Annotated in this window: 15 protein-coding genes and 1 tRNA gene; 13 read left to right on the top strand and 3 right to left on the bottom strand. The window is 68.1% G+C overall.

Going from position 1 to position 15120, the window contains the following annotated elements:
- Positions 1-258 precede the first annotated feature (258 nt).
- Positions 259-693 (top strand): DUF1841 family protein, encoded by a 435-nt coding sequence (locus ACSFBM_RS14545; RefSeq protein ID WP_435484967.1) that lies wholly within the window; start codon positions 259-261, stop codon positions 691-693.
- Here ACSFBM_RS14545 and ACSFBM_RS14540 read toward each other — a convergent pair whose 3' ends face one another.
- Positions 694-1683: a LysR substrate-binding domain-containing protein gene (locus tag ACSFBM_RS14540; RefSeq protein WP_435484966.1), complete on the bottom strand. Its 990-nt coding sequence runs from the start codon at positions 1681-1683 to the stop codon at positions 694-696. It lies immediately after the preceding gene.
- A 104-nt stretch (positions 1684-1787) separates the two neighbouring features.
- On the opposite strand from ACSFBM_RS14540, the gene pcaH reads away from it, so the two are divergent.
- Positions 1788-2513 (top strand): protocatechuate 3,4-dioxygenase subunit beta, encoded by a 726-nt coding sequence (pcaH, locus tag ACSFBM_RS14535; RefSeq protein ID WP_435484965.1) that lies wholly within the window; start codon positions 1788-1790, stop codon positions 2511-2513.
- A 20-nt stretch (positions 2514-2533) separates the two neighbouring features.
- Positions 2534-3145, top strand: a complete 612-nt coding sequence (pcaG, locus tag ACSFBM_RS14530; RefSeq protein ID WP_435484964.1) for a protocatechuate 3,4-dioxygenase subunit alpha — start codon at positions 2534-2536, stop codon at positions 3143-3145.
- A gap of 83 nt (positions 3146-3228) precedes the next feature.
- Here pcaG and ACSFBM_RS14525 read toward each other — a convergent pair whose 3' ends face one another.
- The gene (locus ACSFBM_RS14525; protein ID WP_435484963.1) at positions 3229-3921 is read right to left on the bottom strand and encodes a c-type cytochrome; all 693 of its coding nucleotides are present in this window, start codon (positions 3919-3921) and stop codon (positions 3229-3231) included.
- A gap of 151 nt (positions 3922-4072) precedes the next feature.
- On the opposite strand from ACSFBM_RS14525, the gene ACSFBM_RS14520 reads away from it, so the two are divergent.
- The 8 genes from ACSFBM_RS14520 (at position 4073) to ACSFBM_RS14485 (ending at position 13982) form a co-directional block, all read left to right on the top strand.
- On the top strand, positions 4073-4927 hold the full coding sequence (locus ACSFBM_RS14520; RefSeq protein ID WP_435436904.1) for an AAA family ATPase: 855 nt from the start codon (positions 4073-4075) through the stop codon (positions 4925-4927).
- Positions 4928-4939: 12 nt separating this feature from the next.
- Positions 4940-5185: a hypothetical protein gene (locus ACSFBM_RS14515; protein ID WP_435436903.1), complete on the top strand. Its 246-nt coding sequence runs from the start codon at positions 4940-4942 to the stop codon at positions 5183-5185.
- 24 nt (positions 5186-5209) lie between these two features.
- Positions 5210-5797 carry a GNAT family N-acetyltransferase gene (locus ACSFBM_RS14510; RefSeq protein ID WP_435436902.1) on the top strand — a complete coding sequence of 196 codons (588 nt, stop codon included), beginning with the start codon at positions 5210-5212 and terminating at the stop codon, positions 5795-5797.
- 29 nt (positions 5798-5826) lie between these two features.
- A complete protein-coding gene (locus tag ACSFBM_RS14505) occupies positions 5827-7014 on the top strand; it encodes a vWA domain-containing protein (RefSeq protein WP_435436901.1) in 1188 nt (395 codons plus the stop codon).
- 67 nt (positions 7015-7081) lie between these two features.
- Complete coding sequence (locus ACSFBM_RS14500) at positions 7082-9019, top strand: autotransporter assembly complex protein TamA (RefSeq protein WP_435484962.1); 1938 nt, start codon at positions 7082-7084, stop codon at positions 9017-9019.
- 8 nt (positions 9020-9027) lie between these two features.
- The gene (locus ACSFBM_RS14495) at positions 9028-13149 is read left to right on the top strand and encodes a translocation/assembly module TamB domain-containing protein (RefSeq protein ID WP_435484961.1); all 4122 of its coding nucleotides are present in this window, start codon (positions 9028-9030) and stop codon (positions 13147-13149) included.
- A 105-nt stretch (positions 13150-13254) separates the two neighbouring features.
- Positions 13255-13329 (top strand) — tRNA-Arg (locus tag ACSFBM_RS14490).
- A gap of 404 nt (positions 13330-13733) precedes the next feature.
- Positions 13734-13982: a hypothetical protein gene (locus ACSFBM_RS14485; protein WP_435484960.1), complete on the top strand. Its 249-nt coding sequence runs from the start codon at positions 13734-13736 to the stop codon at positions 13980-13982.
- A gap of 87 nt (positions 13983-14069) precedes the next feature.
- Here the strand turns inward: ACSFBM_RS14485 and ACSFBM_RS14480 are convergent, their stop codons facing one another.
- Positions 14070-14321 (bottom strand): hypothetical protein, encoded by a 252-nt coding sequence (locus tag ACSFBM_RS14480; protein WP_435484959.1) that lies wholly within the window; start codon positions 14319-14321, stop codon positions 14070-14072.
- A 351-nt stretch (positions 14322-14672) separates the two neighbouring features.
- Between ACSFBM_RS14480 and ACSFBM_RS14475 the strand changes: the two genes are divergently transcribed.
- Positions 14673-14861, top strand: a complete 189-nt coding sequence (locus ACSFBM_RS14475; RefSeq protein WP_435484958.1) for a hypothetical protein — start codon at positions 14673-14675, stop codon at positions 14859-14861.
- A 25-nt stretch (positions 14862-14886) separates the two neighbouring features.
- Complete coding sequence (locus ACSFBM_RS14470) at positions 14887-15102, top strand: CrpP-related protein (RefSeq protein ID WP_435484957.1); 216 nt, start codon at positions 14887-14889, stop codon at positions 15100-15102.
- Positions 15103-15120 lie beyond the last annotated feature (18 nt).

The raw sequence follows: 15120 nt of genomic DNA, 5'->3' as shown, positions 1-15120 counted from the left end.
TTTCCGGCACTTTTCCAGCGGCGCCGCCGGGCTCCCAAGCCATTGATTCTTATAGGTATTTTTACAAAATCAAGGGTTTACACGGGGCCTTCGAAAGAGGCCGGAAGTACCTCATTCAGCGATTCGTTACGTAACGATGTAACGCCTTGTACCCGGAACGTCCGACACATCCCAAGGCTCTCGGAACGGCTTGCGAAGCGGCTCTTGCAGAGCGCCCCCACACCCTCTTCTTCTTTATCTCTCTTTCTTTATCTCTGTATGTTCAACCCCTCCCAGGAAGACGTGCGCCGCTTCTTCTGCGACGTGTACGCCAAGCATCGCCAGGGCCTGCCGATGGAAGCCCTCGAGACCATCGCTGCCGGCTGGATCGACGAGCACCCCGAGTACCACGAAGACCTGGTCGACGCCGACGCCGCGGTGGCGCGGGTGTACGACGGCGCGAACGGCCGCGAGAACCCGTTCCTTCACCTGTCGATGCACCTGTCGATCAGCGAGCAGTGCTCCATCGACCAGCCGCGCGGCATCCGCCAGGCCGTCGAACTGCTGTCCGCGCGACGCGGCTCGCTGCTGCATGCGCACCACGAGGCGATGGAATGCCTGGGCCAGATGATGTGGGAGAGCCAGCGCGCCGGCCGCCCGCCGGACGGCGACGGCTACGTGGCCTGCGTGCAGCGACGCGCAACAAAGGACTAGCTAGCCCCGAGGCGGCTTCCTGGCCTTCGGCGGCAACACCCCCTGCTGCTTCGCCGCCTCGCGCAGCAGCGCGGCCATGGCCAGGCGCAGCGCCGAGGGCTCGGCATCGCTGCGCTGCAGCAGGCCGACCGGCTCCTCGGTGCCGGCGGTCTCTATGCGCAGGCGCACCATGCGCCCGTCCGCGAGCTCGCCGCGCGCGGCGCCCAGCGGCGTGATCCACACCGCGTCGGACACCGCCACCAGCGCGCGCGCCACGGCCACGTCGAGCGTCTGCAGCGCGTTGGTCGGCAGCACGAGGCCGCGCGCCGACAAAAAGCTCTCGGTGTTGTGTCGCGGGATGGTGCCTTCGCCGTACACCACCAGCGGATAACCCAGCACCGCCTGCACCGACGCGGCTTTCAGCGCCAGCGGATGGCCGGCGCGCACGGCGAACACCAAGGGTTCGGTGTGCAGCAGCTCGAAGCTCAGGCCGCCCATTAGGCGCGGGTCGCTCATGCGGCCGACCACCAGGTCGAGCTCGCCGGCGCGCAGCTCGTCGAGCAGCGCGGCGTTGGCGGCGCTCTTCACCACGATCTGCACCTGCGGCCAGCCGTCGCGCAGCCGTGCCAGCGCCACCGGCAGCAGCGCGGGCGCCACGCTCGGCAGCGCGCCGATGCGCAGCCGCTCGATGCGCCCGCCCGCGGCCGGCGCCACCGCCTGCGCACTGGCGTCCAGCGCCTCGAGCACGCGCAGGGCGTGGGCCAGCAACTGCTCGCCGGCCGCCGTGAGCCCCTGCACGCCGCGCCGGCCGGCGTTGCTGCGCTCCACCAGCCGCGTGCCGACGATCGCCTCCAGCTCGGACAGCGTCTTGGACACCGCCGGCTGGCTCAGCGCCAGCCGCTCGGCGGCGCGCGCAAGATGGCGCTCCTGCGCCACCGCCACCAAGCAGCGCAGATGGCGCAGCTGCACGTTGCGCAGGAAGTCCAGTCGGAGATCGGCGGAATTTTTCAATTACTGCTGGTTATTGAGAACAGAGCAATCTTCAATTTACATCATCGAACGGTGCTTCTACAGTGGCGGCTTCCGGATTCGTCCCACGACAGGAGACAACGTTCATGTTGACCAAGACCAAGGGCAGCTCGCCCGTCCTCACCCCGCGCGACTGGGAAGCCCACCCCAGCTACGTCTACCCGGGCTACAAGTCCACCATGAAGCGCGGCCCGCAGAAGCCGCTGATTCCGCTGAAGGCCTCGCTCGGCGAGCTCCAGCAACCGGTGTACGGCCACGACAGCATCGGCGAACTCGACCACGACCTCACGCGCAACGCGCGCAAGAACGGCGAGCCGCTGGGCGAACGCATGATCCTCACCGGCCAGGTGCTCGACGAGCATCGCCGCCCGGTGGCCAACACGCTGGTCGAACTGTGGCAGGCCAATGCCTCGGGCCGCTACGTGCACAAGGTCGACCAGCACGACGCGCCGCTGGACCCCAACTTCCTGGGCGCGGGCCGCTGCCTGACCGACAGCGAAGGCCGCTACCGCTTCCTCACCATCAAGCCCGGCGCCTACCCCTGGGGCAACCACCCGAACGCGTGGCGTCCGCAGCACATCCACATGTCGCTGTTCGGCCAGAGCTTTGCGAGCCGGCTGGTCACGCAGATGTACTTCCCGGGCGACCCGCTGCTGCAGTACGACCCGATGGTCACCGGCACGCCCGAGCGCTACCGCAACCGGCTGATTGCCGACTTCAGCCTCGACATCACCGAAGAGGGCTACGCGCTGGGCTACCAGTTCGACATCGTGCTGCGCGGCGCCGACGAGACGCCGTTCGAGAACCGCTGAGCCGCAAGGAGACACAGACCATGTCATTGATGACCGCACAGGAAGCCGACTTCGGCCAGACCCCCTCGCAGACCGTGGGCCCCTACTTCGCCTACGGCCTCACCGCCACGCAGTACGGCTACGACTTCGACCAGCCCTTCGACGCCGTGCTCGCGCTGGACAACGCCAGCGGCGAGCGCATTCGCCTGGAAGGCCGCGTGATCGACGGCGACGGCAACCCGATCAACGACGCGCTGGTCGAGATCAGCCAGCCCGACGGCGAAGGCCGCTACCCGCAGACGCCCGAAGAGGCGCGCGCCATCGGCTTTCGCGCGTTCGGCCGCGTCGGCACCGGCACCACCGAAGGCAACCGCTTCGTGTTCCATACCGTCAAGCCCGGCGCGCAGGCGCCCGGCGAGGCGCCGCACATCAACGTGATCGTGCTGATGCGCGGCCTGCTGCTGCATGCGTTCACCCGCGTGTACTTCGGCGACGAAGCCGCGGCCAACGCCAAGGACGACGTGCTGCAGAGCGTGCCGGCCGATCGCCGCCACACGCTGATTGCAGAGCGCGTGGTGCAAGGCGGCGCGGTGAGCTACCGCTTCGACATCCGCATGCAGGGCGCGGACGAGACGGCGTTCTTCGACGTCTGATTCGCGCAGGACTCGGGGAAAACCCGAGGCACAAAAAAAGCCCGCTGCGAGCGGGCTTTTTTGATATGCGTTGAAACGCTTGTTCAGTCGACGCGGTGGTGAATGCGCGATTCGGGCACCGTCTTCAGTTCGCCGGGCAGCGAGCTGATGTAGGTGGCCAGCGTCTTCAGCTCGGCGGTGGTGAACTTCTTCTCTTCGACCTGCTGGCCCATCACCGCGTTGGAGCGGCCCAGGTGCGCGTTGTTCTTCACGCGGTACGACTTGAGCGCGACGAACAGGTAGTCGGCATGCTGGCCGGCCAGCTTGGGCACGGTGCCGTCGTTGGGCGTGTTGAAGTTGGCGCCGTGGCACTTGGTGCAGCTGTTGTCGGCGTTGCGGGTGATGAGCCCCTCGACGTTGGCCGGCGTGGCCTTGGCCAGCGCGGCGGGCGGTGCGCCGCCGTCCTTCAGGCCGAGCTGGCTGTAGTAGGCCGCGAGGTCCGCGATGTCCTGCTCGGTGAGCGAGTCAGCAATGGCGCGCATGGTGGGGTGCTTGCGGTCGCCGCCCTTGTACGCGGTGAGCGCCGCCGTGATGTACGTGGCGCTCTGCCCCGCGATCATGGGCACCTTGTGGATCTCGGGGAAGCTGGCCTGGTAGCCGATGATGCCGTGGCAGCCCACGCACATCTGTACTTTCTTCGCACCGTCCTGGGCCTTGCCCGTGACTTGCTGGGCTTGCGCCGAGAGCGTCACGCAAGCGACACCAAGGGCAAACATCGTGGTCAACAACTTGTTCATTTTGCGCGCACAATCTCGTGGAGAGTACAGTTTTTCGAATCAACATTCGATTATAGGCAGGGGTCCCCCGGATCCCTGTGCAGGCCAACCCTAGGCTGCACAACGCGCGTCGAGTGTGTTCTTTTCTCCACCCCCAGCTTCCGTCTCACTCATGAAATTCCAGGGCTCAGACAATTACGTTGCCACGCGGGACCTGATGCTCGCGGTCAACGCGGCCATCACGCTCCAACGTCCGCTGCTCGTCAAGGGCGAACCCGGCACGGGCAAGACCATGCTGGCCGAGGAAGTGGCCCAGTCGCTCGGACTGCCGCTGCTGCAGTGGCACATCAAGTCGACCACCAAGGCGCAGCAGGGCTTGTACGAATACGACGCCGTGAGCCGCCTGCGCGACTCGCAACTGAAAGACGTCGACGGCGGCGAGCGCGTCAAGGACATCCAGAACTACATCATCAAGGGCGTGCTGTGGCAGGCCTTCACGGCCGACCAGCCGGTGGCGTTGCTGATCGACGAGATCGACAAGGCCGACATCGAATTCCCGAACGACCTGCTGCGCGAAATCGACCGCATGGAGTTCTACTGCTACGAGACGCGCGAGCTCATTCGCGCCAAGCACCGCCCGGTGGTGTTCATCACCTCCAACAACGAGAAGGAACTGCCCGACGCCTTCCTGCGCCGCTGCTTCTTCCACTACATCAAGTTCCCCGATGCCGAGACGATGAAGAGCATCGTCGCCGTGCACTTCCCCGGCCTGAAGCAGGAACTGCTCACCGCCGCCATGAAGACCTTCTACGACGTGCGCAACCTGCCCGGCCTGAAGAAGAAGCCCTCGACCTCCGAGCTGCTCGACTGGCTCAAGCTGCTGGTGGCCGAAGACATTCCGCTGGAGGCGCTGCAAAGCAAGGAAGACAAGGTCGCCGTGCCGCCGCTGGTGGGCGCGCTGCTGAAGAACGAACAGGACGTGACGCTCTTCGAGAAGCTCGTGTTCATGCAACGCAACAACCGCTGAGCCGTTAAACCCATGAGCCAGACACCGCACCCCACCGGGCAACTGATGAAGCTGGGCATCGCCCAGGCCGTGCTGTTCGTGGTGGGTGCGCTGCTCGGCCGCGGGCTCGGCTTGCTGCTGGGGCTCGACGCCTTCGGCGCCGCCGGCTACGGCAACCGCGAGATCTTCGGCATCCTGCTGATCGGCCTGGGCGGCGGCGGCGGGGTGCAACTGGCACGCGCCTGGTACGTGCGCAAGTACGGCAACCCGCGCGGCTGAAAAATCCAATACAGAGTCTTGAAGATGGCTTTCGTCGAACCCGTCACGCTGAAGGCCCGAGGCATTGCGCTGGTGCCGCTGTCGCCGGCCCATGAAGAAGGCCTGCGCGCCGCGGCCGCCGACGGCGAGCTTTGGAAGCTGCGCGTCACCTCCGTGCCCGAACCGCAGGACACGCGCGCCTACATAGACACCGCGCTGAAAACCGCCGACCGCTTCGCCTTCGCCGTGACCGACGAAGCCACCGGCACCGTGCTCGGCAGCACCAGCTTCCACGACATCCTGCCGGGCGTGAAGCGCGCGGAAATCGGCTACACGTGGTACGCCGCGCGCTGCCAGCGCACGCACGTCAACACCACCTGCAAGCTGCTGATGCTCACGCACGCCTTCGAGGCGCTGGGCTGCAACGTGGTGGGCTGGCGCACCGACAACTTCAACTTCGCCTCGCAGCGCGCCATCGAGCGGCTGGGCGCGAAAAAAGACGGCGTCATTCGCGGCCACGCGATGCGCCGCGACGGCACCATCCGCGACACCGTCATGTACAGCCTGCGCGCGGGCGAGTGGCCCGAGGTGAAAGCCCAGCTGCTCTATCTGCTCGACAAGCCGCGCGGCTGACGCACACCCGGCCCCACAAGGAGCACACCTTGCTCATCGACTTCTTCTACACCCTGCGCTCGGCCAAGCTGCCCGTGTCGGTCAAGGAATACCTCACGCTGCTGGAGGCCCTGAAGGCCGACGTGGTGGGGCCCAACTCCGACGGCGCCTACGGCATCGACGACTTCTACTACCTCTCGCGCACCGCGCTCGTGAAGGACGAGAAGCACTACGACAAGTTCGACCGCGCCTTCGCCGCCTACTTCAAGGGCGTGGAGATGCTGACCGACTTCACCAAGGAAGTGCCGCTCGACTGGCTCAAGAAGACGCTGGAGCGCGAGTTCACGGCCGAGGAAAAAGCCAAGATCGAGAAGATGGGCTGGGACGAGCTCATGGAAACGCTCAAGAAGCGCTTCGAGGAGCAGAAGGAACGCCACGAGGGCGGCAACAAGTGGATCGGCACCGGCGGCACCTCGCCCTTCGGCAACGGCGGCTACAACCCGCAGGGCATCCGCATCGGCGGCGCCGGCAAGAACAAGAGTGCGGTGAAGGTGTGGGACCAGCGCGCCTACAAGGACTACGACGACACGCAGGAGCTGGGCACGCGCAACATCAAGGTGGCGCTGCGCAGGCTGCGCAAGTTCGCGCGCGAAGGCAACGTGGAAGAGCTGGACCTGGACGACACCATCCACTCGACCGCGGCCAACGCCGGCTACCTCGACATCAAGATGCGGCCCGAACGCCACAACAACGTGAAGGTGCTGCTGCTGATGGACGTGGGCGGCACCATGGACGAGCACATCGCGCGCGTGGAAGAACTGTTCTCGGCCGTGAAGACCGAGTTCAAGCACCTGGAGTTCTTCTACTTCCACAACTGCGTGTACGACTTCATGTGGAAGAACAACAAGCGCCGCTTCTCCGAGAAGTTCGCCACCTGGGACATCCTGCGCAAGTACAACAAGGACTACAAACTCATCTTCGTGGGCGACGCCACGATGAGTCCTTACGAAATATTGCAACCTGGCGGCAGCGTCGAATACAACAACGAAGAGGCCGGGGCCGAGTGGATCCAGCGGCTCACGCACACCTTCCCCAAGTTCGCGTGGATCAACCCCGAACCGCAGGGCGTGTGGCAGTACCGCCAGAGCATCGCGGTGATGCAGCAGCTCATGTCCAACCGCATGTACCCGCTGACCTTGCGCGGCCTCGAAGAGGCGATGCGCATGCTGTCCAAGTAAGTAGGACGAAGCCGGCGATCTGGCGGGGCCTTCCGGAAGGGCCATTGCTTGCTGTCAGAATCCGCCCATGGTCAGGGCGGTATCCGTTTCTTCGCCGGCGTGGTTGCCGGCTTTGCTTTTTTCAGGCGTCCTGCTTTTGCAAGGCTGCAGCCTGCTGCCGAAAAAAGACAAGGACACCGCCGAGGGCCAGCCCGTGGCGGGCCTCGTTCGCAGCGGTTCTGCCGCCGCCGATGACGGCAAGGACGGCACTGGCGAGAAGGCCAAGGCAGACAAGCGCGACGCCTTCACCGTCGACGTGCGCGGCCCCGAGGACGTGCGCGACTACCTCAAGCTGCACCTCGAGATCCAGCGCTACCGCGAGCTCGACGACCTGGGCGCCACCGAAATCTCCCGCCTCATGGTGGCCGCGGAGGCCAATGCCCGCGAACTGCTCGGCACCCTGGGCTACTTCACGCCCACGCTGACGCTCGATCTCACCGAGACGCCCCAGAGCACCAAGGCCCCGCGCGAGATCGTCATCACCGTGTCGCCGGGCGACATCGCCAAGGTGAGCAACGTGCAGATCAGCTATGCCGGGCCGATTGCCGACGACGCGAGCGCCGAGGCGCAGCGCGACGCCATTCGCACCAACTGGGCCCTGCGCGCCGGCCTGCCCTTCACCCAGAGCGCCTGGGACGAGGCCAAGACCACCGCGCTGCGCAGCCTCACGGCCAAGCGGTTCCCCACCGGCAACATCGAGGTCAGCCGCGCCGAGGTCGATGCCGACCGCCACGAGGCGCGCCTGAGCGCCACCTACCAGTCCGGCCCGGCCTACAAGTTCGGCCCGCTGGTGCTGCGCGGCATCCAGCGCTACGACCCCGACGGCGCACGCCGCATCGCGCGCCTGCCCAGCGGCCAGGACTACGACCAGCAGAAGCTGCTCGACGCGCAGCAGCGCCTGGCCAGCAGCGGCTACTACGACTCGGTGTTCCTCACGCTCGACACCGAAAGCGGCAACCCGCTGGCCGCGCCCGTCATCGCGCAGCTGCGCGAGGCGCCGCTGCAGAAGGTGGTGGCCGGCGTGGGCTTCACCACCGACAACGGCCCGCGCCTGTCGCTGGACCACATTCACAACCAGGTGCCGCTGCTGGGCTGGCGCGCCGTCTCGCGGCTGTCGGTCGACCGCGACATCAAGTCGCTGAGCACCGAGCTCAAGGCCATTCCCGACGACCGCGGCTGGCAATGGTTCACCGGCGCCGAGCTCAAGAGCGAGCAGTCGGGCAGCTACGTGGTCGACAGCGGCCGCCTGCGCGGCGGGCGCAGCAAGTCGAGCGACCACATCGACCGCAGCTACTTCCTGCAGTACGACTACGCGCAGAACCGCGGCATCGACGCACCGCCCTCGGCCTCGGCCGTCACCGCCAACTGGGGCTGGACCGGGCGCTACTTCGACGACAACGCCGCCCCCTCGCGCGGCTACGGCCTGGCGCTGGAAGTGGCCGCGGGCTACACCCTCACCGGCGAGCAGGTGCCGTTCACGCGCACCTACGCGCGCTGGCTCGGCGTGGTGCCGCTGGGCGGGGCCGAAGACAAGGAAAGCCGTGCGCGCCGCAGCCGCCTGCAGCTGCGCGTGGAGGCCGGCGCGGTGTCCGCAAAAGACAGCGCACAGATTCCCTCCACGCTGATGTTCCTGACCGGCGGCGACACCACCGTGCGCGGCTACAGCTACAAGGAAATCGGCACCGTGCGCCCCGACGGCCAGATCGTGGCGGGCCGCTACCTGGGTGTGGCCAGCGTGGAGTGGCAGCGCCCCGTCGTCTACAACAACAAGCTCACCGCCTGGGAGAGCGTGATGTTCGTCGACGCCGGCGCCGTGGCCGACAAGCCCGGCGAGCTCAAGCCCAAGGTGGGCGTGGGCGTGGGCGCGCGCTGGCGCAGCCCCGTGGGGCCGGTGCAGGCCGACCTGGCCTACGGCGTGGACACGAAGAAGTTCCGCCTGCACTTTCGCCTCGGCTTCACCTTCTGATTTTCCCGATGCAGACAGACGCCGACCCCACGCCGACGCCCGCACCCACGCCCACGCCCACGCCCACGCCCGTGCCGCCGGCCGTGCGCCGCTCGCGCGCACGCCGCGCGGTGCGCGCCCTGGCCTGGACCGTGACCAGCCTGCTGCTCGTGGTGATGCTGCTGGCCGCGGGCGCGTGGTGGTACCTGGGCTCCAACACCTCATTGGCCTTCGCGCTCGCACAGGCCGCGCAACGCCTGCCGGCCGGCCAGACCCTGGAGAGCCGCGACGTGAGCGGCTCGCTGCGCACCGGCGGCCACATCGGCTGGCTCAAGTACCAGAGCGAGAGCATCGCCGTCGAGGTGAACGACGCCACCATCGGCTGGCAACTGGCCCCGCTGTTCCAGCGCAAGGTGCAGCTGGGCGAGGTGCATGCGAAGCAGGTGCTCATCGAGAAGCGCGGCGCGCCCAGCACCGAGCCCACCCAACCGCTCGAGCAGATCGTGCTGCCGGTGGAGGTCGAGCTGCCGTTTCGCATCGACGAAGTGCGCTGGGCCGGGCCGCCCGTGCTGCAGGCGCTCAACCTGTCGGGCACCTACAGCTACAACAAGGCCTCCGAGCACGCGCTGGAGATCAAGGGCGTGGACATTGCCGACGGCCACTACGGCGCCCGCGTGAAGCTGCAGGGCCCCGCGCCCATGGCCATCGACGCCGCGCTCGACGGCCGCGTGAAGGCGCCGCTGGCCGAGGACCACCACATCGACGTGCTGGCCACCGCCACCGTGAAAGGCACGCTCGCCGGCACCGATGCGCGCCTGCAGGTGGCGGCCGAGCTGAAGCCCGCCGAAGAAAACACCGACGCCCCCATGGAAGCCAAGCTGCAGGCGCAAATTGCGCCCTGGCTGCCCCAACCGGTGATCGACGCCAAGGCCGACCTGCGCAACGTCGATGCATCGAGCCTGTGGCCCGGCGCACCGCAGACGCAGCTGACCGGCACCGTCGAGCTGCAGCCCGACGCCGACACCGGCCCCGCCGCATGGAAGGCCTCGGCCGACATCCGCAACGCCCTGCCCGGCCCGTGGGACCAGGAGAAGCTGCCCGTTGAACAGGTGCAGGCCAGGGTCGGCTTCGACGGCACCCACTGGACCATCCCGGAAGCCACCGTGCGCGCGGGCGGCGGGCGCATCGACGCGGCCGGCCAGTGGAGCCCCGCGCCCTTGCCCTGGCAGGCCCAGGCCACCGTGCGCGGCGTGCGGCCCGGCGCGCTGTACACCGAGCTTTCGGGCGCGCCCGTGAGCGGCACGCTCAAGGCCGAACAGAAGGAAAGCACCATCACCTTCGACGCCGCGCTGCGCGCCGAAGGCGGTGCCGGCAGCAAGGCCCTGCCCGGCTTTGCGCTCGACCGCGCGCTGGCCCAGGGCCAGTGGAAAGACCAGGTGCTCGACCTGCGCACGCTGCGCATCGAAGCCCAGCGCGCCAGCATCGACGGCAAGCTGCAGGTGCGCGTGGCCGAGCAGGCCGCCAGCGGCAAGCTCGCGCTGGTGCTGCCGGGCGGCAGCGCGCAGGTGGAAGGCCGCATCGCGCAGACATCGGGCGGCGGCGACATCAAGGCCAGCATCGACGACGCCGACACCGTGCAGCGCTGGGTGCAGGGCTTGCCCGGCATGTCCGGCGTGTTCGCCGGCGCCAGCGCCAAGGGCTCGGCCAGGCTCGACGCCAGCTGGCAAGGCGGCTGGCAGACCATCCAGCGCCGGCTGGAAAACGCCAACGCGCCCGCGCAGCGCGGCATCACCGAGCCCAGCCTGAAGGCGATGCTCGGCGTGCCGCGCCTGGAGCTGACCTTGCCCGCCGCACAGCCCGGCGGCACGGCCACCAATGTGCAACTGCGCGACCTGCGCGCCGACCTCGCCGGCAGCCTGGCGCAGGCCACGCTCACGCTGAAGGGCGAAGCCGCCACCGGCACGCAGAAAATCAACATCGACACCCGCGCCAGCGGCGGCATTGCCGGGCCGGGCCAATGGCGTGCGGCACTGGCGAGCCTGAAGCTGCAGGCGCAGGACAGCGCCCGCCCCGGCGACCCTTGGGTGGTGGAACTCAGCCGCGAAGTGACGGCCACCATCCGCAGCACCACCGGCAACGCGCCCCGCCTCGACGTGGAAGCCTCCGCCGCCGCAGCCACCCTGCGCGGCCCCGTGCCCGGCACCGTGCGCATCGACTGGCAGCCGCTGCGCTTCAGCCAGAGCGGCGCGGCGCCCAACCGCGTGTTCCGCCTGCAGTCGAAGGGCGAGCTCAAGGGCCTGCCCATGGCCTGGGCCGGCGCGCTGGGCGCCAACGCCACGCTGGGCGAATACGGCATCAGCGGCGACCTGATGTTCGACGGCGACTGGGACATCGACGCCGCCGACACCCTGCGCGCCAAGATGCGCATCGCGCGCCAGAGCGGCGACATCCGCGTGCAGGCCGGCGAGGCCGCGCTGGTGACGCACATCGTCAGCACCGGCACGGGCACCGCCAGCGAACGCACCATGAACACGGCCACCGCCAACGGCGAGGCACCCAGCACCCCGGCCGGCCTGCGCCAGGCCGAGCTGCGGCTCGACGCCGAGGGCGACGCGGTGCGCGCCACCCTGGCCTGGGACAGCGAGCGCGCCGGCAAGATCAACGCCGACATCAACACCCGCGTGCAGCAGCGCGCGGGCGGCTGGCAGTGGGCCCCCGACGCACCCTTGGGCGGCACCATCAACGCCTCGCTGCCCAACCTGGGCGTGTGGTCGATGCTGGCGCCGCCGGGCTGGCGCATTGCCGGCACGCTGGACGCCAGCGCCACCCTGTCGGGCAACCGCACCGTGCCGCGCTGGAACGGCACGCTGGGCGCCGACAAGCTCGCGCTGCGCGCGCCGGTCGAAGGGCTGGACCTGCGCGACGGCCGGCTGCGCGCCACGTTGAGCGGCGACAGCGTGCAGATCACCGAATTCACCCTGAAGGGCGGCGCAGGCAGTTCCGCGCGCATCGCCGGGCAGAGCGGCAACCGCAGCACCACGGCCAGCGAGGCTCGCGCCGACGGCGGCACCCTCTCGGCCAGCGGCAGCATGAACTGGGGCCCCGCCAGCGGCACCGCATCGGGCATTCGCATGGCGCTGCAGGGCCAGGTGCGCGCGCTGCGCGTGCTGGTGCGCTCCGACAGGCAGGTCACGCTCTCGGGCGACCTGCAGGCCAAGCTGGACAACGGCCAGTTCAGCGTGCGCGGCAAGCTGCGCACCGACCGCGCCGTGATCATCCTGCCCGACGAGACCGCGCCCAGCCTGGGCAGCGACGTGGTCGTGCGTTCCGCCGCCAAGGACCGCGAGGCCGCCGAGGCGGCAAAGCGCGACGCGGCCCGCGCGGACGCCCAGGCGGCCCAGGACGCCAAGGCACCGACCGCGCAGACCCTGAAGCCGCCGGACATCGTCGTCAACTTCGACCTGGGCGACGACTTCGCGGTGCAGGGCCGCGGCATCACCACGCGGCTGGAAGGCAACCTGGAAATACGCAGCACCAGGCTCAATGCCCCGCCGCGCATCACCGGCGAGGTGAAGACCGTCAAGGGCCAGTACCGTGCCTACGGCCAGCAGCTCGACGTGGAGACCGGCGTGGCGCGCTTCAACGGCCCGTTCGACAACCCGGCGCTCGACATCCTGGCGATTCGCCCGAACCTGTCACAGCGCGCGGGCGTGCAGATCACGGGCAGCGCGCAGTCGCCCCGCGTCAAGCTGTATTCGGAGCCCGCGCTGTCCGACGCCGAAACGCTGTCTTGGGTGATCCTGGGCCGTGCGTCGGCCACCAGCGGCGGCGAGTCTGCACTGCTGCAGCAGGCCGCGCTGTCGCTCATCGGCAAGATCGGCGGCAGTGGCAGCGGCGGCAGCCTGGCCAGCCGCTTCGGGCTGGACGAACTCGGCTTCAAGGGCCCGGGCAGCGGCGGCGACCTGCGCGAATCGGCGGTGACGCTGGGCAAGCGGCTGTCGAAGGATTTCTACCTGACCTACGAACGCAGCCTGGGCGGGGCCTTCGGCACGATCTTCATCTTCTACGACCTGACGACGCGGCTCACGCTGCGGGGGCAGGCGGGGCAGACGAGCGGGCTGGACCTGATCTACACCGTGAAGTACGACTGAGGGGCGGGGAAGTCGGCCTCAAGCTGGTAAAGTGCGGGCCGCTGTACGCCCCGTGACGCCGTCGTCGATGGGGCAGCGCCTGCCACTCACCGCAGGCCACACACGGCGTCCATAGTTCAACGGATAGAACGGGCCCCTCCTAAGGGCCAGATGGGGGTTCGATTCCCTCTGGACGCACCAGGAACAACGGCTCCCGCAGGAGCCCTCACGCTGACAAGACACGGCGACCGCGCTCAGGTCGAACAACGGCCTCGTTGCGTCTACAAAAGTCAGCCTTTGTTGCCCCGCCCGGTCACGCAGCACTTACCCGCGCATTTCGAGAATTACTGGGCATTTCCCTTTTCCGCGCCCCGCCGTTCGTCTCTACAGTGAATGCCCTCATCACCCAAAGCCTCACCAAGCAGGCAAGGAGCGCATCACCCTCGAGCACATCAACGAACGAACCGCCTGCCTCGCGGCGCGTCGTCGATGCCTACCGGCAAAGACGCAAATGCGAGGTATCAAAAGGCGACGGCCAGGGTGCTACGAACACCCCAGCCGTCTAACCAACGAAGTGCCCAACGTCAAAGAAGGAAGCACCCCGAATGGCTACCCCAAATATAGCCCGCCCCTCCACGCCCGTACCTCCCGCTGGCGACCCCCCGGACCCCTGGACCGCGCTCGAGGAAAAGAGCACCCAGCTCCACTCGCTGCTGTGCTACTGCCACGGCAACGGCGCCCCGGATCAAGAAGACGCGGGCCCCGTGCACCGCGACAACGTGTTCTGGCTGGCGTCCGAACTCGCGAAGGAAGTGATGGACCTGGTTCAGGTCTGCGCGCCGCGAGAGCGCTAGCCAGGCACCCCGGCAGCCTTCATGCGGCTTCGCGCATGGCCCTGAAGGCTCTCCCCGTCCCGTCTCAAAAAGGTGGGTCGGGGAGTTTCACAACCGCTGCCGCCACGGCTTGTGCGCCCCGCCCTCGGACCGCGCGCTGACAAACTGGCTGGCCCGCAGCTTCACCCGCGCCACGGCGGCATCGAGCGAGGGCTGCGCCATGATCACCAGCTCCCCGTGCCGAAGGCCATGCAGCGCAATCTCGGCCACGCCGGCATAGCCGCCGCTGGCGCCCTGTTTGAAGTGGAACGAACAGGACCAGCCGGCTTGAAGGTCGACGGAAATGGGGTATGGGGTCAAGAGTGGAGCGCGCTCTGGGACGGCCCGCCGTCTTGTGCGTGGGCGCGTCCATGAATTGTTTTTTTGGCGCCCCAGTGTCGTCGCGGCGCCCGCCGCGTCCCATCCCATGAATGGGTGACGGCGGCGCCCTGCCCGAGGGCCGGCGCCCGGCGCACACCTCCGGCAGCGATACGCAAGGCACCGCACGACGGATTCAACCCAGGCGCCACATAAACCAAATTTCTACGGAAACCAGTGATGAGGAATTTCGCGTTAATGCCCAGAATCCGCCCATTCTCACTGCGGCATCAGAGACAGCCCACGCGTCGTGCAAAGGACGGTGCACGCAGACCATCCACCTGGAGTTTCCTGATGACGGCCTCGAGTGAGTGCTCATGCGAGCCAGTTGACCTGGCGCGCGTACCTCGGCGTCCCTGGATGCGGCTGTTCCCATGGCTTCGTCGCTACCAATGCCAGAAGTGCCACAAGTTCAAGCTGGCCAGCCACCGCAAGATCGACAACGCCCGCGCGCTCGAAGCGTCGCAGCGCGCCGGGCGCTGAAGCGCCTCGGTGCCCAGGAGCCCCCGTGACATCCGACTCGCTTGAAACCGAAGGTGCCGACGCCCGCGCGCGCGGCCTCTCGCTGTTCGACAACCCGTTCTACAAGCGCGACGCCCTGCCCAGCAAGACGCGCGACTCCGCCGCCACATGGAGTCGGAAGGCCGAGGCCTGGACGCGCGGCTGGCGCTCGGAAGACGCGCGCCGGCAGGGCCGCATGGCACAGGCTCGCGCCGAGACCTGAAAAAGGGCGAATGGGGGC

This window comes from Variovorax pasteuri, from assembly GCF_051216435.1.
Taxonomy (GTDB): domain Bacteria; phylum Pseudomonadota; class Gammaproteobacteria; order Burkholderiales; family Burkholderiaceae_C; genus Variovorax.
Note: the sequence above shows the minus strand (reverse complement) of the source record. Positions and strands in the feature narration are given on the sequence as shown.

Coding starts and splice junctions, on each gene's coding strand:
- ACSFBM_RS14545 (WP_435484967.1), top strand. CDS start 259: ATGTTCAACCCCTCCCAGGAAGACGTGCGCCGCTTCTTCTGCGACGTG.
- ACSFBM_RS14485 (WP_435484960.1), top strand. CDS start 13,734: ATGGCTACCCCAAATATAGCCCGCCCCTCCACGCCCGTACCTCCCGCT.
- ACSFBM_RS14525 (WP_435484963.1), bottom strand. CDS start 3,921: ATGAACAAGTTGTTGACCACGATGTTTGCCCTTGGTGTCGCTTGCGTG.
- ACSFBM_RS14475 (WP_435484958.1), top strand. CDS start 14,673: ATGACGGCCTCGAGTGAGTGCTCATGCGAGCCAGTTGACCTGGCGCGC.
- ACSFBM_RS14500 (WP_435484962.1), top strand. CDS start 7,082: ATGGTCAGGGCGGTATCCGTTTCTTCGCCGGCGTGGTTGCCGGCTTTG.
- pcaG (WP_435484964.1), top strand. CDS start 2,534: ATGTCATTGATGACCGCACAGGAAGCCGACTTCGGCCAGACCCCCTCG.
- ACSFBM_RS14495 (WP_435484961.1), top strand. CDS start 9,028: ATGCAGACAGACGCCGACCCCACGCCGACGCCCGCACCCACGCCCACG.
- ACSFBM_RS14510 (WP_435436902.1), top strand. CDS start 5,210: ATGGCTTTCGTCGAACCCGTCACGCTGAAGGCCCGAGGCATTGCGCTG.
- ACSFBM_RS14515 (WP_435436903.1), top strand. CDS start 4,940: ATGAGCCAGACACCGCACCCCACCGGGCAACTGATGAAGCTGGGCATC.
- pcaH (WP_435484965.1), top strand. CDS start 1,788: ATGTTGACCAAGACCAAGGGCAGCTCGCCCGTCCTCACCCCGCGCGAC.
- ACSFBM_RS14520 (WP_435436904.1), top strand. CDS start 4,073: ATGAAATTCCAGGGCTCAGACAATTACGTTGCCACGCGGGACCTGATG.